A 21,455-nucleotide genomic window follows, 5' to 3' on the forward strand; every position below is an offset into this window, starting at 1 on the left:
AGGAGTCCAACCCCCTCCGGCGGGGCGTTCCCGTCCCGGCCGCCCCGGATTCGCCCGCGGCCGGTTAGCCGTGCAGCGTCGTCGTCGTTAGACTGGCAGTTGCGTAAGGGAGTATCCAGATGCGCTGCAGCCGTCAACACGTAGGGCGCCGACGCCCGGCCGGTTGCAGTGGCCGGCCGTGCCGGAGGAGAGACTTGCGGGCTCACCGCTACCCGCTTACGGAAGGAAACCCATGAGCGTTTCTCCCCTGATTTGGGGCATCACGATCGCCGTGATCCTCGCGTTGCTCGCCTTCGACTATTTCTTCCACATCCGCAAGGCGCACGTGCCCTCGCTGAAGGAAGCGGCCATCTGGTCCGCCTTGTACGTGGGCATCGCCATCGTCTTCGGAATCCTGGTGCTGATCTACGGCGGCGTGGACATGGGCTCCGAGTACTTCGCCGGCTACATCACCGAGAAGGCGCTCTCGGTGGACAACCTGTTTGTCTTCCTCATCATCATCGCCAGTTTCAAGGTGCCGCGCGAAGACCAGCAGAAAGTGTTGCTGTTCGGCATTGTGTTCTCGCTGATCGCCCGCACCGGGTTCATCTTCCTGGGCGCGGCGCTGATCAACACGTTCGCCTGGGTGTTCTACGCCTTCGGCCTGATCCTGATCATCACGGCGGGCAACCTGCTCAAGCCCGGACACGACGGCGGCGAGGCGGACAACTTCATCATCCGGCTGGCCAAGCGCTTCTTCCACACCACGGATTACTACGACGGCGACAAGCTGTTCACCGTCAAGGACGGCAAGAAGGCGATGACGCCGATGCTGCTGGTCATGGTGGCCATCGGCGGCACGGACATCCTGTTCGCCCTCGACTCCATTCCCGCGATCTTCGGCCTGACGCAAAACGTCTTCATCGTCTTCACCGCCACCGCATTCTCGCTGATGGGCCTGCGCCAGCTGTACTTCCTGATCGACGGCCTGCTGGACCGGCTGATCTACCTGTCCTACGGCCTCGCAGCAATCCTGGCCTTCATCGGCGTGAAGCTGATCCTGCACGCACTGCACGAGAACAACCTGCCCTTCGTCAATGACGGCAACCCGGTTCCCGTGGTCGAGATCACCACCGGACTTTCGCTCACCGTCATCATCGGCATCCTTGTGGTCACCGTCGTCGCCTCGCTGCTGAGCAAGGCCGGCAAGGCACAGAACGCCATCAACAACGCACGCCGGCACGCGGTCAACTACATGGATCTCTCCTACACCGCTGACCCGGCAGAACGTGAACGCATTTACCGGCTGCTGGTGGAAGAAGAGCGCCAGATCGTGCAAATGGATCCGAAGTACCGCAACAAGGCCAAGGACGTGGACATCATCCGCGAACAAGTGGCCGAGGCCCACCGCCAACACGCGGAATACCAGCGGAGCTAAGTCCGCCCGGGCCGGTCGGACAAACGTCGGCTGACCGGCCCGGCGCACTGATTCGCCGGGCCGGTCGGGACAGGACCGGCCCCCTTCAAGGGCAAAACGTCCGGTGCTACCGTGAGTCTACTGATCAAGAAAACCCGCAGTTCCAATAGCAGGGAAGGTGATCACCATGACCGAGCAGGTCAACACGACCCACGCAGCCAACAAAAGGTACGCCGAGCTGTACAAGAAGCCGGGACCCTGGATCACGGTCTACGTGGACGCCAGCACGGGGACCGTGGACTCCCTGCGGGCAGGCGATGTGCTGCCGGACAGGCTGCGGGAATCGCTCGGGAAGCAGGGCGCCGCGAAAGCGGACATCGAGGCCGTGATCGACGCCGTTTCGCCGGCCACCGGCGTTCCGTCCCCGGTCTCCCGCTTCGTCCTGGTGCGCGGCGGTGAGGCCGAAATCAACGAGGTGCTCCCGGGCGAAATGTCCGGCCCGGAGGTGGTTCACACCGGCCCGATTCCGGACCTGGTGCCCCTGTTAAAGGCCCGCGGCGACGACTTCCCGTACGTGGTGGCCGAAGTCGGCCGGGACGGCGGCGAGGTCCATCTGCAGTACGCTCGCCGGAACGGCGTGGTGGAAACGAGGACGGTGGAGGGCGAGCGGGAGAACCTGACCAAGGTTCCCGGCGGCGGCTGGTCCCAGGGCCGCTATCAGCACCGCACCGAGGAAATCTGGCGCAAGAATGCCGATGAAATCGCCGCCGAGATCGACCGCGTGGTGCAGGCCAGCAAGGCGCGGCTGCTGATTGTGGCCGGCGACATACGGGCCCGGGAACTGGTGGTCGACCAGCTTTCCGAAGCCAGCCGGGCGATCGAAGTCACCATCGAGTCGCACACCCGCACAGGCGGCGCGGACAAGGACGCGCTCCGTGCCGAAATAGCCGCCCGGGTGGCCCATGTGTGGACGGAACAGCGCAAAGCCATCCTCGACCGCTTGGCCAACCAAACCGGGCAGGCCCATCCGGAGTGGACGGCGGGCCTGGGCGAGTGCGTCCGGGCCCTGCAGCAGGCGCAGGTCGGCACGCTGCTCATGAACGACGACGCCCTCGCCGATCACAACGTGCATGCCCTGACGGCCGAACCGTGGATCGCTACGGCGGGGGAGCAAGCCGTCAATGGCGACCTGCTGGCCAAGGTGCCTGCCCCTGCGGCGCTGGTCCGGGCAGCGGCGCTGACCGACGCGCGGGTGACCATGGTCCCCGAAGGAGCCCTGCCGGGAGGCAAAAGCATAGCGGCGCTGCTGCGCTGGCCCACCGGCCCCGACGTGCCGCGCGGCTAAGGTCCTTCGGCGGGCCAGCGGGCCAGCGGGCAGCCGGGCGGCTAGACGGCCGAGGCGCTGAATCCGCCCAGTGCCAGCGCCACGGGCACCGCGGCGGCGGCTGCCCCGGCGTGCGGCCGGCAGGCGGACGGATACGGCAGCGCCGGCCGGACCTCCACCGCGGCCTGCCCGCTGAAGAGTTCCGGCAACCGGTAGCCGAATCCCTCGGCCGCGTCGAGCAGTCCTGCCGCCAGCTGTGCGGCCTGTTCCTGGAAGCCGGTGCGCAGCAGCCCCATCACAATCCACGCGGTCTCCTGCGTCCAGACCGCCCCCGAGCGGCGGCGGGTCGGCCAGAACCCGGGGTTTGCCGTCGACAGGGTGCGGACGCCGTAGCCGGAGAACAAGGTCCGGTCCATCAGCCGCGCGGCCACCGTCCGGGTCTCCTCGGGGTTCAGCAGCCCCGTGCCCAGCAGGTGTCCCATGCCGGACCCGACCCCGTCCACCCGCTGCTTCCGTTCGTCGAGTGCCATCGCCGGGTACGGGCCGGCGTCGTCGGCGCACCAGAACCGGCTGCGGAAGTTCTCCGCCAGCCGCGACGCGTAGTCGCGCCACTCGGCGCCGGCGTTCATTTCGCCGAAGTAGTCGAGCAGCACGGCCGCGGCACGGGCCGCCTCATAGGCGTAGGCCTGGAGTTCGGCCGAGGCGACCGTTCCGGTGGCCGGCCTGCCGTCCAGATAGTGGTAGGCGGCCCGCGTGTCGCCGGACCCCTGGTGTCCCGGACCCTGCAGGGCGGGAACCGGCGTCTCCAGGAAGCCGTCGCCGTCGGGGTCGCCGTCGATGCGCAGCCAGTCCAGCGCGGCCTCCAAATGGGGCAGCAGGTCCCGGACGGCATCCTCCGGCATCCCCGAGTGCCAGGCGTCGTGCAGCAGCACGATCCACAGCAGCGTGGCGTCGGGCGACCCGTACAGGACCGGGGGCAGTTGCCGGACCACGGCGTCCGCGGGCATCGACAGGCGGCGCTGCCGCACCTCCTGGACCATCAGGCCGGGCTGTTCGCCCGATTCCGCCGACTCGGCTGTGCCCTGCCAAGCTGCCACTGCCCGCAGCGTCCCTTCCGCTACCGCGGCGTCGACCGGCAGCAGCAGCCTGGCGGCAACCAGCGCCTCCCGGCCGTACAGCGTCAGGAACCATGGGGCCCCCGCGGCCAGGAAGACGTCGCCGGGGGTTTGGCGCCCGGCCATCCGCAGGCTGTTAAGGTCGGTCATGGAGCGGCTCATCAGTCGTTGCAGCCGGGGATCCCCGGCCAGCGACGGCGTGCGCAGCGGGGGCGCGCCCGCGCCGGTCAGGGGAGCCTCGGCGTCGTCAAGCTCCAGGCTCCAGGACAGGACGACGACGGCGCCCGGCTTGAGCAGTTCAGTCCACTCCAGCCGGACCAAGCTGCCGTCGAAGCTGACCCGGGCGCCTTCGGCCGTCAGCGCGGCGCGTGTCTTGTCCCGCCAGCTCCAGATGGCGCCGCCGGGGGCCACCGAGCCGGCCTCGCCCGCGGCCCCGGCGCGCACCTGCTCCAAGGGAATGGCATCGGCCACCAGATCGACGCGGACCTGGAGTTCCAACTCGTCCTCGAGGGCCGACGTGAACGTCAGCGCCTCGGCCAGCCGGCCGCCTTCCGCCGCCCGCGAGCGGTTCAGGGTGACCAGCGGATCGGCCCCGTCCTCGGCGGTCCGGATGAAGGAGAAGAAGTCGGCGCGCCCGGCCGAGCGCGACTGGGTGGAAATCCACTCCGGTTCCTGCCCGTTCACCGCCAGCAGGCACCGGGCCAGCACCCGGTCGTCCCCGCAGTAGACCCCTTGGGCCCCGGTACCCCGGATCTGCCCGTGGGGCTCGCTCCAGGCTTGGACGGGTGCGGCAAATACTCCCGTGAGATCGTGCAGGTACGGCTGGCGGTAGACCATGGAATCATCTTGGCAGCATCGGCTGCGCGGGAACAATCTTCGGCCGGCCGGACACCGGCAGGCTGGACACCGGCCGGCCGGACACCGGCCGGATGGATTCAGGCGACGGTGCCGGAGGCGTCCCGCCCGCCGGGTGTCCAGGACAGGTGGATCAGGACCCCGTCCGTCGTCTCTTCGATCACCAAGCGCAGCTCGTCGCCGTAGAGCTCCCGGGGCCCGGAAGGGCCGCTTTCGCTTTGCTGGACCAGATCGACCAACGCGGCCGCCATCGCCCGCCCCCAGTCTTGGTGGTTCTTGCTGTTGGCGGTTGCGGTGGCGGTATAGGTGGCGTTCATTCTGCGCACGTCCTGACTGCACGTTTAGAACCTGCCGCACGACGCTGTGCCGCAGGTCCCATCAGAGTAGCCAGCACCAGTGACCCCGATCTACCTTTTCGCGTACATTACTCGTATGTGACGTCGGTCATACGCGGCAGGGGGGTCATGATGAGGGGCAGCGGTCCCGGGGGTGCGGACCGCGACGAAGCGGTCCGCAGGCTGCGGGAGGACATCCTGGCGGGCGGTTTGGAGCCGGGCTCCAGAGTGACCGTTGCCGGGCTCGCTGGCCGCATCGGTACGGAGGAAGCCTTGGTGCGCGACGCCGTCGGCGATCTCACGCAAGAAGGCCTGATCGAGGCCACCGGGCACGAACACCGGATCGCCAATCCCGGTCCCCAGCAGGCCATCCAACTCCTGGATGTGATGGGCGTGGTGCTGGTAGCGCTGTTCGAGCGGGCAGCCCCGCGGCTGTCGCCTCAGGAGATCGACACCATGGCCACGATGGCGGACGACCTGCGGGCGGCGACCGACCGGGAGGACATCCTGGGCGCCTACCGCGCCGCCGGCAGCCTGGTAACCGTCATCCTGGGGGCGGCGGATCACCAGGAACTGAGGGCCGTGAACATGCACGTCCTCGACCGTTCGCTGGCCCGGTTGCACTTGTTCCAACACGCCCTCGCCTATCCTCTCTGGGCCGACGGCTGGCGCGAGACCGTGCAGTACCTCCAGCGGGGCCAGCATGAGGCGGCGGTGGAGCGGCTGCGCCAGACATTCTGGATCCTCGCCGAAGGGCTGGGCCAGGAGGGTTCCTAGCCCGCCTGCCGGGCAGCCGGGCCGCGACGGGATAAAGTGATTCCCGGCCGGTTTTGATCCCGGCCGCCCGCCCGGCCTTTCGACCCATGGACCACGCTTGCCCTCGCCCGCACAACTGACCGCCGACGCCCCACCGAGCCCGGATTCCCCACCGCCTCAGGGTGCCAGCCCCGCCCCGCGGCGGCCTGCCCCGTTTGCCGGCCGGCTGACCGTGCTCGTCGGCGTCCTGCTGCTGGCGCTCAGCCTGCGGCTGGCCGTCTCCGGCGTGTCGCCGGTGCTGGCGGATATTGCCGCGGATCTGCCGTTCGGCACGGCCTCCGCCGGTGTGCTGGGCATGCTGCCGACCGCCGCCTTCGCCGCTGCCGGGTTCGCAGTTCCGTTGCTGATGCGCCGGATCGGCATGGAAGCACTGCTGCTCGTGGCACTGGGCATGGCCGCCGTCGGCCAACTGGGCCGTGCGCTGGCCTCCGACGTGCCGGCGTTCCTGGTCCTGTCCGGCCTCACCATGGTTGGCTACGGGATCGGCAACATTTTGCTGCCGCCGCTGGTGAAGCGCTATTTCCCGGACCGGATCGGCCTCATCACCGCGCTTTACGTGACCTTGCTGGCGGCCAGTACGGCGCTCAGCCCGCTGCTTGCCGTGCCGCTTGAGCAGGCTGCCGGCTGGCGGTTCTCGATCGGAGTGTGGGCGGCCGTGAGCGCGGCCGCCCTCGTGCCGTGGCTGATGACCGCGTGGACGGAACATTGGCGCCGCCGCACCGCGCGCCTGGTGCTGCAGCCCTACCGGCCCGGCGGCTTGGACATCCTCCCGCCCGATGAGGGCAGCGCCCGGCAGCCGGCCGGTTCCGGGCCTGCCGTGAGTCTCGGTACGGGGGCCGGCCCCGGCGCTGCCGGCCCCGGGGCGGTGACCGTCCCCGGCCCTGCGGCCGGCCCCGCAGGAGCCGACGGGCCGCCCGTTGCGGAAGCCTCGGAGCCCGCAGCGGGAGCTGAGGCCGGTTCCGTCGGGACGACGTCGGTCCGCGTCTGGCGCTCGTCGGTCGCCTGGGGCCTGGCCCTGGTGTTCGCCGGGACCTTGTCGAACACGTTTGCCATGTTCACGTGGTTGCCGCCGTTGCTGGTGGACAGCGGGATGCTGCCCCCGACGGCGGGCACCATGCTGGCCTACTACGCCATCCTGGGCCTGCCCACCAGTCTGTTGGTGCCGCTGATCGCGGGGCGGCTGCGCAATCCCCTGGGCCTGGGCCTGCTGTTCATCGGCTTTTACACGGCCGGATACGCCGGGCTGCTGCTGTCACCCTCGTTCGGCACCTGGTTGTGGATCACCCTGGCGGGGCTCGGCCAGGGCACCTTTGCGCTGGGCCTGCTGCTGGTGAACCTCAGGACCCGCACCACGGCCGGCGCGGGGCTGCTCTCCGGGTTCGCGCAAGGCATCGGCTACACGGTCGCCTGCGCCGGCCCGCTGATGTTCGGGCTGCTGCGCGAGGCCAGCGGCGGCTGGGGTGCTTCCTTCGGCCTGCTGGGCGGTGCCTTGCTCATCCTGGCGGTGGGCCTGGTCATCGTGGGCCGGCCCCGCTATCTGGAGGATTCGGCCCGGGATGGATAGCGGCCGCTGAGGCACAGCGCGTGGTTGGATGGGGAAATGCCGAGCCATGCCCTTGTGTCCCCGCCCAAGCTTGAGCCCGGTGACCGGGTCGCGATTCTCTCCCCGTCCTTTGCTGCCCCCGGGTTCGCGCCGGATGTCCACGAGCAGGCGATGCGTCGACTCAGCGCCGAAACGGGACTGGTCCCTGTGGAATACCCGACGACCCGGAAGCTTGGCGCTTCCGCCGCGGAACGCGCCGCGGACCTGCACGCCGCTTTGTCCGACCCGGCCATCCGGGCCATCCTCGCGACCATCGGCGGCGACGACCAGGTAGCCCTCATTCCCCATCTGGACGCCGGTCTCGCCGCCGCGAACCCCAAGATCTTCATGGGCTACAGCGACAACACGAACCTCTTGAACTGGCTGTGGTCGGTCGGGATAGCAGGCTACTACGGGGGCTCGACCCAGGTGCACCTCGGAGCCGGGCCGCACATTGACGACCAGCACCTCGCGTCGCTGAAGGCAGCGCTCTTTAAGGGCGGTGAGCTGGAGATTGTTGACCCAGGCGAGTCCGAGGACTTCGGGCCGGACTGGCTGACGCCACAAGCCCTTGTCAACTTCGGTGAACGGGAACCCACGCAGCCGTGGACGTGGGCGGGGCCCGAGCGGGAAGCGACCGGCCGCACCTGGGGCGGGTGCCTGGAAGTCATCGATCAGCTGGCCATGGCCGATCGGCTGCCGCCCCTGGGAGCCCTCGAGGGGTCGATCCTGATTGTTGAAACCAGTGAGGAGTTGCCTCCGGCAGCGTGGGTCAAGAGATGGGTCCGGGCATTGGGGGAACGGGGCGTCCTCTCGGCGGTGGAAGGAGTGCTCGTCGCCCGGCCTCCGGTGAGCAGTCACGGTACCGTCCCGCCAGCGGAGGAGCGTGCCCGGCTCCGCGCCGCGCAACGCGATGCAGTCCTCGCCGAGATAAAGCGCTACAACGACCCGGCCGTCGTCTGCATCGGAGTCCCGTTCGGCCATACCCGTCCGCAATGGATCGTGCCCTACGGAGGGACAATGCGGCTCAATGGCCGGGATCGAACCATCACGGCCGATTACAGTTGACCGCTGAGGCAGGCGGTCCGGGCGACGGATGCGCGGCTGCGTGAGCGTCCCCGCGCCTGCGGGCAGGCACGCATTCCTCGCCGTGGCCCCGGCCGGTAAGCTGGCGCCACAGTCGACCGGCGGGAGGCGCCATGAAGTTCAACGACCTGCTCGCAGATGCCTACGGCAGGATCCAGGAGCGCGTCCACTCCGTGCTGGACGGGCTGGACGCCGGACAACTGGCCGCCCGGCCCGGCGGTGACAGCAACTCGATTGCCTGGCTTATCTGGCATCTGACGCGCATCCAGGACGACCATATTGCCGATGTCGCCGGCACGGACCAGTACTGGCTGACCGGCTGGGCGGAGCGGTTCGACCTGCCGCTGCCCCGGAAGGACCATGGCTACGGCCACACGTCGCAGCAGGTGGCGGCCGTCCGGGTCGAATCGGCCGACCTGCTGCGCGGCTACTACGACGACGTCCATGCCGGCACCCTGGAGTATCTGGCCGGACTGAGCGAGGATGACCTGGACCGGATCGTGGACACCCGGTGGGACCCGCACGTCAGCCTGGGGGTGCGGCTGGTCAGCGTCCTGGACGACTGCCTGGAGCACGTCGGACAGGCCGCCTACGTGAAGGGCATGCTCTCGCGCACCGATGCCTAGCGGCGGCCACGCGGGTTCCGGCGCCCCCGCGGCGGCCGCAAGCCGCGCCGTCGGGCGTCGCCGCCTTGTTGCGCGCCAGCCGCTGGACTACCATTCAAGGAGTCAGTACAACTGCATACAGCCTTCGACATGCGGCGGGAGAGTCCTGCTGGGTACCAGTCAGCAGGCGCCGTAGGAGCAATACCTCCCCAGGAATCTCTCAGGCCCCTGTACCGCCGCGAAGAGGCAACTCTGGAAAGCAGCCGGACCGTTCAGGACCGGCTCACCGACGGTGCAAGCAGGAGGCGGCCCCTTGGGCCACAGCCTGCGGAATCTCTCAGGTTCAGTCACAGAGTGGGGAGGAACCCTTCACTACCGGCATGGTCAGCCCAGCCGGGGATAACTGGAGTTCCTCACATGACGGCTAAGTCCACCAGCGCTACCCGGCCCGGCAGCGCCTCCTTCACCGACCGACACATCGGTCCGCGCCGGAACGACGCGGAAACCATGCTCAAGCAGTTGGGCTACGGCAGCATCGACGAGCTGGTGGACGCGGCCGTGCCCGCCGACATCCGCCAGCAGGAACCGCTGGCGCTGCCCGCCGCCCGCAGCGAGTCCCAGGTCCTGGGGGACCTGCGCGCCCTCGCCGCGAAGAACGTGACGGCCGTGCAGATGATCGGCCAGGGCTACTACGACACCATCACGCCGCCGGTGATCCGCCGCAACGTGGTGGAAGACCCGGCCTGGTACACCGCCTACACCCCGTACCAGCCGGAAATTTCGCAGGGCCGGCTGGAGGCGCTGCTGAACTTCCAGACCATGGTCCAGGACCTCACCGCGCTGCCGATCGCCAACGCCTCCCTGCTGGACGAAGCCACCGCAGTGGCCGAAGCCGTGCTGTTGATGCGCCGGTCCAACAAGTCCAAGTCCGCCGGCAAGACCGTGCTGGACGCGGACCTGCTGCCGCAGACCATCGCCGTCGTTAAGGGCCGGGCCGAGGCGCTGGACTTCGACGTAGAGGTTGCCGACCTCTCCGCCGGCCTGCCGGACGGCGACATCTCGGGCATCGTGCTGCAGCAGCCGGGAGCCTCCGGCCGGGTGTTTGACCAGGCTCCGGTCATCGCGCAGGCCAAGGAGCGCGGCGCCTTGGTCACCGTGGCCGCCGACCTGCTGGCGCTGACCCTGATCACGCCGCCGGGCGAGCAGGGCGCGGACATCGCCGTCGGCAACACCCAGCGTTTTGGCGTGCCGCTCTTCTTCGGCGGCCCGCACGCCGCCTACATGGCCGTCCGCAAGGGGCTGGAGCGTTCCTTGCCCGGCCGCCTGGTGGGGGTCTCGAAGGACGACGCCGGCCGCCCCGCCTACCGCCTGGCGCTGCAGACCCGCGAGCAGCACATCCGCCGCGAGAAGGCCACCTCCAACATCTGCACCGCGCAGGCACTGCTGGCCGTCGTGGCCAGCATGTACGCCGTCTACCACGGCCCCGAGGGCCTGAAGGCGATCGCGCAGCACGCCAATGAGGCCGCCCGCACGCTGGCAGGCGTGCTCACCGGCGCCGGGTATGCGCTGGCGGCAGACCGGTTCTTCGACACCCTCACGGTGAAGGCTCCGGGCAAGGCCGCCGAGATCGCCGCCGCCGCCGAGGCCAAGGGCGTGAACCTGCGCCGCATCGACGCCGACCACGTCGGCATTTCCGCCGATGAAACGACGACGGCGGAGCACCTCGCCCTGGTCGCGGAGGCCTTCGGCGTGGAGGACGCCGCCGGCAAGACCGCCGAAACGGCCGGGAACGCCGGCTTCGAGCTGCCGGAGGAGCTGCTGCGCAGCTCCTCCTACCTGGACCATCCGGTGTTCCACAGCCATCGCTCCGAGACCCAGATGCTGCGCTACCTGCGCCGGCTGTCTGACCGAGACCTGGCCCTGGACCGGACCATGATCCCGCTGGGCTCGTGCACCATGAAGCTGAATGCGACGGCGGAAATGGAGGCGATGACCTGGCCGGAATTCGCGTCCATCCACCCGTTCGCCCCGGCCAGCCAGACCGCCGGCTGGCGCGAGCTGATCACCGATCTGGAGGAACGACTCGCGGCGATCACCGGCTACGCCGGCGTCTCCATCCAGCCCAACGCCGGTTCGCAGGGCGAATACGCCGGCCTGCTCGCCATCCGCCGCTACCACTTGGCCAACGGCGACGACCAGCGCGACGTCTGCCTGATCCCCGCCTCCGCGCACGGCACCAACGCCGCCTCGGCCGTGCTGGCCGGCATGAAGGTTGTCGTGGTCGCCACGGCACCGGACGGCACCATCGACCACGCCGACCTGCGCGCGAAGATCGACCAGAACGCCGACTCGCTTTCGGCCATCATGATCACCTATCCGTCAACGCACGGCGTGTACGACGCGGACGTGCGCGACGTCTGCGAGGCGGTCCATGCCGCCGGCGGGCAGGTGTACATCGACGGGGCCAACCTCAACGCGCTGGTAGGACTCGCGCAGCCGGGCAAGTTCGGCGGCGACGTCTCCCACCTGAACCTGCACAAGACCTTCTGCATCCCGCACGGGGGCGGCGGCCCCGGCGTCGGGCCGGTAGCGGTGGCCGAACACCTGGTGCCGTTCCTGCCGGGCAACGCCGCGCTGGCCGAACACGAAGGCAAGGGCGTGCCCGTCTCGGCCAGCGAGTACGGCTCGGCCGGCGTGCTGCCGATCTCCTGGGCCTACGTGGCCATGATGGGGGCCGAGGGCCTGACCGAGGCAACGAAGAGCGCCCTGCTGGCCGCGAACTACGTCGCCGCCCGGCTGAACGAGCACTTCCCGGTGCTCTACACCGGCAACGACGGGCTGGTCGCGCACGAGTGCATCCTGGACCTGCGCGAACTCACCGCCAAGTCGGGGGTGACCGCCGAGGACGTGGCCAAGCGCCTGATCGACTACGGCTTCCACGCGCCCACCCTGTCCTTCCCCGTGGCCGGCACCCTGATGGTGGAGCCGACCGAGTCCGAGGACCTGACGGAGATTGAGCGGTTTATCGACGCGATGATCGCGATCAAGGGCGAAATCGACCAGGTGATCGCCGGCGACTTCCCGCTCGACGCCAGCCCGCTGCGCCTGGCCCCGCACACCGCCGCCGCCGTGGTCAGCTCCGACTGGGACCGGCCGTACACCCGGGAGCAGGCCGCCTTCCCGGTACCGGGCCTGCAAGTGGACAAATACTTCGCCCCGGTGGGACGGATCGACGGCGCCGGCGGCGACCGCAACCTGATCTGCAGCTGCCCGCCGCCCGAAGCCTTCGAGAACTAGAGAGGTCAGCACCGCATGACTACCGAGACCACCACCATGCCCCGCCACACCGCGCTCTACGAGGAACACGAGCGGCTGGGTGCCTCCTTCACCGACTTCGGCGGCTGGATGATGCCGCTGAAGTACAGCAGCGAACTGGCCGAGCACCGCGCCGTGCGCAACAGCGCCGGCCTGTTCGACCTCTCCCACATGGGCGAAGTTTGGGTCACCGGCCCGGAGGCCGGGAAGTTCCTGGACTACGCACTCGTCGGCAAGCTCTCCGCCGTCACCGAGGGCCGGGCCAAGTATTCGCTGATCTGCAACGCCGACGGCGGCATCATCGATGACCTGATCATCTACCGGCGTCCCGCCGACCAGCACGGGGACCGTTACCTGGTGGTGCCCAATGCCGGCAACGCCCCGACGGTTGCCGCGGAACTCGCCGCACGGGTCGAAGGTTTCGACGCCACGGTGGAGGACGCCACGGCCGAGACCTCGCTGGTGGCAGTGCAGGGACCGAAGTCCGTGGAAATCCTGCTCCAGCTGGTGCCCGCCAACCAGCATGGCACGGTGCGGGACATGAAGTACTACGCCGCCGACGAGGTGGACTTCACGGTGTCCGGGGCGCCGCTGAAGCTGCTGCTGGCCCGGACCGGGTACACCGGCGAGGACGGCTTCGAGATCTACGTCCCGAATACCAACGCGGCCGCGCTCTGGAACGCCCTGCTGGAAGCCGGGCGGGGCGCCGACCTGCTGCCGGCCGGGCTGGCCTGCCGCGACTCGCTTCGGCTGGAGGCGGGCATGCCGCTGTACGGCAACGAGCTCACCCTCGAGACCAGCCCGTTCGACGCCGGCCTGGGCGGCGTGGTGGCGCTGAAGAAGGACGGCGACTTCGTGGGCCGCGGCGCCCTCGAGGCGCAGAAGGAGAAGGGCTCGGCCCGCAAGCTCGTGGGACTCAAGGGGCTTGGCCGGCGCGCCGGCCGCTCCCACTACCCGGTGCTGAAAGACGGCCGGACCATCGGCGAGGTCACCTCCGGCCAGCCCAGCCCCACCCTCGGCTATCCGGTGGCTCTGGCCTACGTGGACGCCGAGTATGCCGAACCCGGGACCAGGGTGGACATCGACCTGCGCGGCAAGCCCGAACCGTTCGAGGTTGTAGGGCTGCCGTTCTACCGGCGGGAGAAGTAGTCCTCACCCGCTTTCAGGGTGCCGCCGTCCCCGCGGCCGCGGGGACGGCGCCGCCGCACCTCTCCACTCAAACAGGAAAGGGATGACATGGCCGTAGGCGTTTTTGACCTTTTCTCCGTAGGCATCGGTCCCTCCAGCTCGCACACGGTCGGCCCGATGCGGGCCGCCTCCGCGTTCGTGCGGGAGGTGGCCGACGCCGGCCTGCTCGACAAGGTTAACGGGCTGCGCGTGGACCTGTACGGCTCCCTCGCCGCCACCGGTCGCGGGCACGGGACGTTCACCGCCGTGCTGCTGGGGCTGGAGGGCTTCGAACCGGAGCACATCCTGCCCGACCAGGTGGAGGAGCGGCTGGCAGACATCGCCGCGTCCGGCCGGCTGCGGCTGGGGGCGGAACTGCCCGGCGCCGCCGCCCGGCCCCTGGACTACGGGGTGCAGGACATGGTGCTGCACCCGCTGACCGTGCTGCCCCGGCACACCAACGGCATGAGGTTCCAGGTGCTGGAATCGAGCGACGACGGCGAGGCACGGATTCTGCACGAAGCCACCTTCTTCTCCGTGGGCGGCGGCTTCATTGTCCGCGGCGGCGAGGAGGAAGCCGCCCGGGAGGAGTTGGAGTCCTCCAAACAGCAGCTGCCCTATCCGTTCCGCACGGCGGCGGGGCTGCTGGAGCACTGCCGCAGCACCGGCCTGGCCATCAGCGACATCATGATGCTCAACGAGGAGGCCTCCCGCCCGCGGGAAGAGATCGAGGCCGGACTCGTGCACATTTACAACGTGATGGAGGAGTGCAAGGACTCGGCCATCCGCCGCGAGGGCGAGCTGCCCGGCGGACTCAACGTCCGCCGTCGGGCCCCCGCCTGGCACGAGCGGCTGCGCAAGGAAGACCCGGACCGGGACCACAAGTACTGGCAGGAATGGGTCAACCTGGTGGCGCTGGCGGTGAACGAGGAGAACGCCTCGGGCGGGCGGGTGGTCACCGCGCCCACCAACGGGGCCGCCGGCATCATCCCCGCCGTGCTGTTCTACGCCACGCACTACGCACCCGGCATGGAACAGGCCAGCCGCGAGGACAAGGAGCAGGTGGTCGTGAAGTTCCTGTTGACCGCCGGTGCCATCGGGGTTCTCTACAAGGAGCAGGCTTCCATCTCCGGCGCCGAGGTCGGCTGCCAGGGCGAAGTCGGCTCAGCCTCGTCGATGGCTGCCGCGGGACTGGCCGAAATCCTCGGCGGAACTCCGGCCCAGGTGGAAAACGCGGCCGAAATCGCGATGGAGCACAACCTGGGGCTCACCTGCGATCCGATCGGCGGGCTGGTGCAGATCCCGTGCATCGAACGGAACGCCATCGGTGCCGCCAAGGCCGTGAACGCGGCCAAGATGGCGCTGATGGGGGACGGCACGCACCGGGTGTCGCTGGACGAGGTCATCATCACGATGCGCGAGACCGGCCGCGACATGAGCGACAAGTACAAGGAAACCGCCACCGGCGGCCTCGCCGTCAACGTCGTGGAGTGCTAGGAGGCCACGTCCTCCAGGTCCTGTCCTGACGGGCGCACGGCCGGCGGGCCCGCGGGACGCCGCGGCGGCATCGGCGGCCGGCGCGGGACGACCGGCTTTCGGGCACCCAGCAGGTCGGCGGACGGGCGTTCGGCGGGCTGCGGCCGGGTAGGTGCGGGCTGCGGCGCACGCGATGTCCCCGGCCGGTGGCCCGCGACGCCGCGCCACTGTCCGGCACCGGCGCGCAGCCGCCCCGTACCGGACTTGGCGGCAGCGCCAATCCTGCGCGAAGCGGGAGCAATCTTGCCGCCCAGCTCCTTGGCACGACCCGCGGCCTCCGCCCATGGCAGGGCGGAGATCGCCGGGCCGGCGGCGCGTGCCGCGGCCGAAAGCCGTTCGACAGCCCGGCGCCGGCCACCCGCCTCGGGCCGGTTGAGCACCATCAGGATGGCCGCGAGCAAGGCGACCGGGATGGAGACCAACACGGCAACGGCGCCGGCATACATGGCCAGGAAAACCTTGGCGGGGGAATCAAACAGGCCGGTCACGAAGGCCGCGGCTCCCAGCAGCAGCCAGAGCCAGAAAACCATGACGCCGCAGAGCGTGGCGCGGGCCCGGCGGTAGGTGCGGAGCGACCGCCCGCGCACGGTGTGCTTAGCCGCCTCCACGCTTCCTACTCCCCAACGACAGCCCCACGAATAGGGGCACCTGAGCACATTGTAGGCAGCCGCGTGCGCCCGGCGCGCAGGGCACGCCGGGGGGAGCGGGCCGGCGAATGCGGCCCTGCCGGAAGCGGGGCCCGACCGAGGGTTCAGCTGCGTCTGGGGCGGTGCTAGTCTGGCCGCAGGCCGGCCCCGCACCTGCCGGCGAAGGATGCACCAGGACCACCGAATCACTGTCGACAAACAGGGAGGAAACCTGGACCATGACCAATTCAGCGACGCCCCACATACTCATCCTGGGCGGCGGCTACGTCGGCCTCTACACTGCCTGGGGAATCCGCAAGCGGCTGGGACCGTCGTCGGCACGGATCACGGTGGTTGAGCCCAACTCCTACATGACGTACCAGCCGCTGCTGCCGGAGGTGGGCGGCGGAGAAATCGAACCGCGGATCGTCACGGTTAACCTCCGCAGCGCGCTGAAGAAGGTGGACATCGTCCGCGGCAAGCTGGTATCGCTGGACGTCCAGGCGAAGAACGCCCGGCTGCTCGAGCTCGGCGGCGACCAATTTTCGGTGGCCTACGACCATGTGGTCTTCGCCGTCGGTGCGGTCACCAGGACCTTCCCCACGCCTGGGCTGGAGCAGCACGGCATCGGGTTCAAGACCGTGGAAGAGGCCGTTTACTGCCGTGACAAGGTGCTCGACAACGTGGCCCTGGCCGCCGGCACGAGCGACCCGGAGGAACGGGCCAGGGCACTCACGTTCGTGGTGGTCGGCGGAGGGTATACCGGCGTCGAGGCCCTGACCGAGTTGAGCGACCTGTCCAAGCTCGCCGTGGACGCGCATCCGGAGCTGGACCGTTCGCAGCTGCGCTGGGTGCTGGTCGAGGCGCTGGACCGGGTTGCCCCCGAGGTCGGACCGAATCTCTCGGAGTGGACCCTGGGCCAGCTGCGCCAGCGCGGCATCGATGTGCGGCTGAACACCACCATGCCGTCCTGCGAGGATTCGGTGGCCGAGCTCAGTACCGGCGAGCGCATTCCGGCCGGTCTCATCATCTGGACGGCCGGCATGAAGCCCAATCCCGTGCTGGACGACACAAACGTGCCGCGCGGCCCGAAGGGACACGTTAACGCCAACGCCCGGCTGCAGGTCATCGACGATGCCGGCCAGGTAGTGCACGGCGCATGGGCCGCCGGCGACTGCGCCCAGGTACCCGATCTGGAAGCGGAGAAGCAGCCGGCCTACTGCCCGCCGAACGCCCAGCATGCGGTCCGCCAGGCCAAGCTGCTCGCCCAAAACGTGGTCAACGCCGTGCAAGGCCGGCCGCCGGCCGAGTACCGGCACAAATCGCTGGGCACGGTCGCGACCTACGGCGTCGGCCGGGGCGCCGCGAAGATCTTCGGCTACGAGCTAAAGGGCAAGCCCGCCTGGTACGCCGCCATGGGCTACCACGCCTTGGCGCTGCCCACCTGGATCCATAAGTGGCGCCTGCTGGCAGGCTGGAGCCCGCTGGTGTTCGGCGGCCGGGACATCACATCGATGGGCGCGACCCAGCACCCGCGCCGCGCCTTCGTGGAGGCGCACGCCGGCACGCAGAAGGGCCGGATGTAGGCCCCCGGGCAAGCAGGCGGGCCGGCAGGCCGCAGGAAGGGCCCGGGCAAGAGCAAGGTGTCGGACAGGCCGCAGGCAGGGCGCTGGCCCGGGCTGCGGCTGAGTTGGTGCCGGGTCGCCGCCGGTGGCTCCGCGGCTGCCCGCCGGCTGTGCGGAAGCCCCCTCCATGCCCGCGCCCTCCCGCGTCCGTCCTGGCACCACGAGGGCAACCGAGTCCAGCCGGCGCCGCCAAACGTGAGCCAACTCTCCATTGTTACGGCGGGAGACCCTTCTGCTGCGAAGCCTGCCGCCGGAAGTTCGGCGCGGGGAGTAGCCTGCTGGACGGAGCCCGACCCGGGCAGCGAGGAGAGCAGTATGTCCAGACACCCCAGTGGCGCACTGCTTTTCGTCCTGACCTGCGCCATGGGCGTCGGCCCGCTGCTGAACTACGGCCTGAGCACCGTCAGCCCGCTGGTCATTGACGACCTGGGCATCAGCGAGGGCCAATTCGGCCTGCTGGCCACGGCCATTTTCGCCAGCGCCGCGGTCTCCAGCATGTGGCTGGGCAAACTCAGCGACCGGATTTCCAGCCGCGCCCAGCTGATCCTGATCTTCGCCGGCACGGCGGTGGCCCTGGTGGTCGCCGCGCTGTCCCACCACTATCTGGTCCTGGTGATTGCCGCGCTGCTGGCCGGCCCCGCGCAGGCCATTTCCAACCCGACCACGAACCGGATCATCATGACCCAGGTTCCGGCGCCCAAGCGCCCGGGCTGGATCGGGGTCAAGCAGTCCGGCGTTCAGGGCAGCCAGCTGTTCTCGGGCTTGTTCTTCCCCGTCGCCGCGCTCTGGGCCGGCTGGCAAGGCGCCACTGCCCTGGCGGCCGTCGTCGCCGTCGGGCTGCTGCTCTACGGCCTGCGCCAACTCCCGGAACGGGGCACCGAAACGACGGCAGCGAAGGGGCCTCGCGCCCACGCGGCGCCTTCCGCCACCCCGGCGGCCGATGCCCCGGCCGCACCTGGCGCAAGCGCCCCGACCGCCCCGCCGGGCCGCACGAAGCAAACCGAGGGCGCCGGCGCGCCGGCCCGGTTCCCGCTCTCGGTCTGGCTGTTCGCCGGCTACGCACTGCTGTCCGGCCTGGGCATGCAGGCCACCAACGTCTATCTGCCGCTGTTCACGGTCCGGGAACTGGACTTCAGCCTGGTCATGGGCGGCGTGGCAGCCGGCGTCTCCGGCGTCGTCGGGGTGACCTCCCGGGTGCTGTGGGGGCGGCGCATGGCCAAGGGCGTGCGGGCCTCCACGCTGCTCATCCTGCTCGGCATCGGGGCGCTCGGCGGAGCGGGGGCGTTCCTGGCCGCGGGGTCGCTCGGAATCCCGGCGTTGCTCTGGGTGGGCGTCGTCCTGCACGGGGCCACCGTGTTGGGCACCAACGTGGTGGTGATCGCCGGGGTGATGCGCGTGGTTTCGGCCGAACGGGTCGGAGCAGCCTCCGGGATTGTCTCGATGGGGATGTATGCCGGTTTCGCCGCCGGTCCGCTGCTCATGGGCCTGTTGCTCGAGGCCACCGGCAGCTTCGATACCGGCTGGCTGCTGGTGGGCGCCGGATACCTGCTGTGCTCGGGGCTGGCCGTCGCCCTCCGCGCCTACGGCAACCGCGCCGGCGTCGTGCGCTGACCTGCCTGGCCCGACCGGTCCGGGGCAGGGCCGGCGAGTCGCCTCGGGTAGCTTGGTGAATGGTTAGGTTTGTAGTTGCAGGAAGGCACATGGTGAAAAAGCGCGCACTCGGACGGTCGGGATTGCACGTCTCGGAACTGAGTTTTGGGGCCGGCGGGTACTGGGGCATGAAGGCTTTCCCCGAACGGCAGGCGGCGCATCTGATCGGCCAGGCGCTCGACGGCGGCATCACCGCCTTCGACACCGGCCCGAATTACAGCCGCGGCAACGCCGAAGAGCGGCTGGGCCGGCTCCTCAAGGGCCGCACCGAAAATCTGGTGATCTCCACAAAGGTCGGATCCCACTGGATCAACAACCGGAATGTGAAGGATTACTCGGCCCGGGCCATCGCAAAGAGCGTGCACGGCAGCCTGCGGCGGCTCCAGCTGGACCACCTGCCCTTGCTGCACTTCCATGGTTTCCCCCGTCCGGCCGGTCCCGCGATCGACACCGTGTTGAAGCTGAAGGAACAGGGGAAGGTCGGGGCGCTCGGCGTCTCCACCGGCCGCGGCGGGGCAGCGAAGGCGCTGAAGCTGGGCATTTTCGACGCCCTCATGCTGGAATACAACATCGTGGACCGGTCCCTGGCGCCGGTGATCTCCGAGGCGCAGGAAGCCGGAGTGGGCGTCAAGCTCAAGTCACCGCTGGCCCAGACCCTCTACTCGCGCGACATCTTCAAGATCACCGGCCCCAGCGACGTCTGGTACCTGTTGCGGGCGCTGAAGAACCACCGGCACAAGTTTGTGCAAGGCCGGAAGTACCGGTTCATCAACGACGTCGACGGCCTCTCCGCGAGCGAGATCGCCCTGGCCTTCGTGCTCAGCCATCCAGGGGTCTCCAGTGCGGTGATCGGCACCGTGAAACCGGAACACCTGCGCTCCAACCTCAAGGCGCCGCAGGTCCGTTTGCCGGCGGAGCTGTTGGAACGCATCGAGCAGGCAGGCTCTACGGCGCGGGGATGAGGGTGCACGCCCCGGAGCCGAAGCGGCCGGAATGAATCGCCGCTTTCGCCCCTGCACGGGCCGCCGGTGCAGGGCTTTCCTAAGGCAGGTACGCCGAGGCGGTCCAGAGATGGAAGACGGCGTAGGCCCGCATCGGCGACCAGGGCCGGCCGAGCACGCGGGCCTCGGCCGCGGTTTTCACTCCCAGGGCCCGCCGCAGCACCAGATCGCCGTCGGGATAGGCATCGCGGTCGTGCAGCGCCCGCATGGCGAGGTATTCGACCGTCCACGGGCCGATGCCGGGCAGCGCCAGCAGGCGGCGGCGGGTGTCTGCGTGGTCCGCATCCGGAGAGAGGTCCAGCCCGTCCGCGCAGGCTTCGGCCAGGACCTGGACGGTCCGGGCGCGGGCGCCGGTCAGGCCGACGGCTTCGCGGACGGCGTCGGGGCCGGCGGCGGCCAGGGCCTCCGGAGTGGGGAAGAGCGCCAGGCCGGTGACCGTCCGCGGGCCGAAGGCAGCGACCAGCCGGGCCGTGAAAGTGCGGGCCGCGGCGAGGAGACCTGCTGGCCGATCACGGTGGAGACGGCACCTTCGAAGCCGTCCGGGTACCCAAGGATCCGCAGCCCGGGGCGGTCGGCGAGCAGGGGCCCGAGCACCGGGTCGGCACCCAACGCCGCCGCCACCCGCTCCGGTTCCAGGTCCAGGTCGAGCCAACCGCGCACCGCCGTCGTAATCTCCCTCAGGGCGGCGGGGGAGTCGCTGCCGACGTCCAACTCGACGGCGTCGGGCGACAGGGTGGCCGTGACCGGCACCGGCCCGGTGCCGGTGTTGAACAGGCGGGTGCAGGTGCCCGCGGCCACGTCGACGGTTTCCAGGCCGGGTACCGCATGGGCGGCCAGGGCAGCCAGCGCGGCCCGGGAGTCGAACGGCGGAAGCAGCGGCAGGCCGACCTGCATGGGTCAGCGGGCCTTGACCGCCAGGACCGGACAGTCGACGGTCAGCAGGATCTCCTGGGCGGTGCTGCCCATGATCAGCTTGCCTACCGGGGAGCGCCGGCGCAGGCCGATGACCAGCAGCGAGACCGAGAGCTCGTCAACCAGTTCCACGATCTCGTCCACGGCGTCCTTGCCGCGGACATACTGCTTGAACTCTGCCTGCAGGCCGGAATTGTACAGTTCCTGCTGCACCCAGGCCGCGTCGTGGGCGTCCGAGAACGACTCGTCCTTCTGCGCCCCGCCCGGACTGGCGTTGACGACCACCAGCTTCTCATTGTTCTGCGTGGCCATTTGAATGCCCTTGCTCAGGGCCGCACGGCCCTCGGGACGCGGGGCGTAGGCAACAAGAATCGTCAACGTGCTCTCCTTACCGGATAACTCCTGCGGTGCCGGCTCCAGGTCGAACATGCACGTCCGGTTCCCCCGAAGCCAGCGGGTGCACATCATTGTGGCACGCATCCCACGGTGCGGCGGATGCGTGAAGTGAT

Annotated in this window: 18 protein-coding genes and 1 riboswitch; of the genes, 12 read left to right on the plus strand and 6 right to left on the minus strand. The window is 69.6% G+C overall.

Annotation, left to right across the window (positions count from 1 at the left end; all coding sequences use genetic code 11):
- Positions 1-232 precede the first annotated feature (232 nt).
- Both AC5RW2_RS11835 and AC5RW2_RS11840 read left to right on the plus strand, forming a co-directional pair.
- Positions 233-1,417, plus strand: a complete 1,185-nt coding sequence (locus AC5RW2_RS11835) for a TerC family protein (protein WP_494000779.1) — start codon at positions 233-235, stop codon at positions 1,415-1,417.
- Between the two features lie 166 nt (positions 1,418-1,583).
- The gene (locus AC5RW2_RS11840; protein ID WP_494012948.1) at positions 1,584-2,741 is read left to right on the plus strand and encodes a baeRF2 domain-containing protein; all 1,158 of its coding nucleotides are present in this window, start codon (positions 1,584-1,586) and stop codon (positions 2,739-2,741) included.
- A gap of 41 nt (positions 2,742-2,782) precedes the next feature.
- On the opposite strand, the gene AC5RW2_RS11845 is transcribed toward AC5RW2_RS11840, so the two are convergent.
- Together AC5RW2_RS11845 and AC5RW2_RS11850 are read right to left on the minus strand one after the other, a co-directional pair.
- Positions 2,783-4,672, minus strand: a complete 1,890-nt coding sequence (locus AC5RW2_RS11845) for a glycogen debranching N-terminal domain-containing protein (protein ID WP_494073958.1) — start codon at positions 4,670-4,672, stop codon at positions 2,783-2,785.
- Between the two features lie 98 nt (positions 4,673-4,770).
- Positions 4,771-5,007, minus strand: a complete 237-nt coding sequence (locus AC5RW2_RS11850) for a hypothetical protein (RefSeq protein WP_494000776.1) — start codon at positions 5,005-5,007, stop codon at positions 4,771-4,773.
- A 147-nt stretch (positions 5,008-5,154) separates the two neighbouring features.
- Between AC5RW2_RS11850 and AC5RW2_RS11855 the strand changes: the two genes are divergently transcribed.
- The 7 genes from AC5RW2_RS11855 to AC5RW2_RS11885 all read left to right on the plus strand — a co-directional run bounded on the left by AC5RW2_RS11855 (position 5,155) and on the right by AC5RW2_RS11885 (position 15,093).
- Positions 5,155-5,802, plus strand: coding sequence for a GntR family transcriptional regulator (locus AC5RW2_RS11855; RefSeq protein WP_494012946.1), 648 nt, complete (start codon positions 5,155-5,157; stop codon positions 5,800-5,802).
- A 97-nt stretch (positions 5,803-5,899) separates the two neighbouring features.
- Positions 5,900-7,405, plus strand: coding sequence for an MFS transporter (locus AC5RW2_RS11860; RefSeq protein ID WP_494012945.1), 1,506 nt, complete (start codon positions 5,900-5,902; stop codon positions 7,403-7,405).
- A 36-nt stretch (positions 7,406-7,441) separates the two neighbouring features.
- Positions 7,442-8,491 carry a S66 family peptidase gene (locus AC5RW2_RS11865; protein ID WP_494073959.1) on the plus strand — a complete coding sequence of 350 codons (1,050 nt, stop codon included), beginning with the start codon at positions 7,442-7,444 and terminating at the stop codon, positions 8,489-8,491.
- A gap of 131 nt (positions 8,492-8,622) precedes the next feature.
- Positions 8,623-9,135 carry a mycothiol transferase gene (locus AC5RW2_RS11870; protein WP_494012944.1) on the plus strand — a complete coding sequence of 171 codons (513 nt, stop codon included), beginning with the start codon at positions 8,623-8,625 and terminating at the stop codon, positions 9,133-9,135.
- A 125-nt stretch (positions 9,136-9,260) separates the two neighbouring features.
- Positions 9,261-9,360: riboswitch (glycine riboswitch) on the plus strand.
- 171 nt (positions 9,361-9,531) lie between these two features.
- The gene (gene gcvP / locus AC5RW2_RS11875) at positions 9,532-12,411 is read left to right on the plus strand and encodes an aminomethyl-transferring glycine dehydrogenase (protein WP_494012943.1); all 2,880 of its coding nucleotides are present in this window, start codon (positions 9,532-9,534) and stop codon (positions 12,409-12,411) included.
- A gap of 15 nt (positions 12,412-12,426) precedes the next feature.
- Positions 12,427-13,578: a glycine cleavage system aminomethyltransferase GcvT gene (gene gcvT / locus AC5RW2_RS11880; protein WP_494012942.1), complete on the plus strand. Its 1,152-nt coding sequence runs from the start codon at positions 12,427-12,429 to the stop codon at positions 13,576-13,578.
- Between the two features lie 87 nt (positions 13,579-13,665).
- On the plus strand, positions 13,666-15,093 hold the full coding sequence (locus AC5RW2_RS11885; RefSeq protein ID WP_494073960.1) for an L-serine ammonia-lyase: 1,428 nt from the start codon (positions 13,666-13,668) through the stop codon (positions 15,091-15,093).
- On the opposite strand, the gene AC5RW2_RS11890 is transcribed toward AC5RW2_RS11885, so the two are convergent.
- Positions 15,090-15,740: a hypothetical protein gene (locus tag AC5RW2_RS11890; RefSeq protein ID WP_494073961.1), complete on the minus strand. Its 651-nt coding sequence runs from the start codon at positions 15,738-15,740 to the stop codon at positions 15,090-15,092. The genes AC5RW2_RS11885 and AC5RW2_RS11890 overlap by 4 nt on opposite strands.
- Before the next feature lie 257 nt (positions 15,741-15,997).
- Here AC5RW2_RS11890 and AC5RW2_RS11895 point away from each other — a divergent pair, with 257 nt between their 5' ends.
- The 3 genes from AC5RW2_RS11895 (at position 15,998) to AC5RW2_RS11905 (ending at position 19,995) form a co-directional block, all read left to right on the plus strand.
- Positions 15,998-17,344, plus strand: coding sequence for an NAD(P)/FAD-dependent oxidoreductase (locus AC5RW2_RS11895; protein WP_494073962.1), 1,347 nt, complete (start codon positions 15,998-16,000; stop codon positions 17,342-17,344).
- A 354-nt stretch (positions 17,345-17,698) separates the two neighbouring features.
- Positions 17,699-18,994: an MFS transporter gene (locus AC5RW2_RS11900; RefSeq protein ID WP_494073963.1), complete on the plus strand. Its 1,296-nt coding sequence runs from the start codon at positions 17,699-17,701 to the stop codon at positions 18,992-18,994.
- A gap of 89 nt (positions 18,995-19,083) precedes the next feature.
- Positions 19,084-19,995: an aldo/keto reductase gene (locus AC5RW2_RS11905; protein ID WP_494073964.1), complete on the plus strand. Its 912-nt coding sequence runs from the start codon at positions 19,084-19,086 to the stop codon at positions 19,993-19,995.
- A gap of 79 nt (positions 19,996-20,074) precedes the next feature.
- On the opposite strand, the gene AC5RW2_RS11910 is transcribed toward AC5RW2_RS11905, so the two are convergent.
- From AC5RW2_RS11910 to AC5RW2_RS11920, 3 genes are read right to left on the minus strand one after another with little or no spacing between them, the layout of a single operon-like run.
- Positions 20,075-20,497 (minus strand): DNA-3-methyladenine glycosylase family protein, encoded by a 423-nt coding sequence (locus AC5RW2_RS11910; RefSeq protein ID WP_494074068.1) that lies wholly within the window; start codon positions 20,495-20,497, stop codon positions 20,075-20,077.
- Positions 20,389-20,928, minus strand: coding sequence for an AlkA N-terminal domain-containing protein (locus AC5RW2_RS11915; protein ID WP_494073965.1), 540 nt, complete (start codon positions 20,926-20,928; stop codon positions 20,389-20,391). The genes AC5RW2_RS11910 and AC5RW2_RS11915 overlap by 109 nt, the downstream gene beginning before the upstream one ends.
- Positions 20,929-20,931: 3 nt before the next feature.
- Complete coding sequence (locus AC5RW2_RS11920) at positions 20,932-21,324, minus strand: universal stress protein (RefSeq protein ID WP_494012935.1); 393 nt, start codon at positions 21,322-21,324, stop codon at positions 20,932-20,934.
- Positions 21,325-21,455: the final 131 nt, after the last annotated feature.

The organism is Arthrobacter sp. B0316-1-20 (assembly GCF_059091865.1).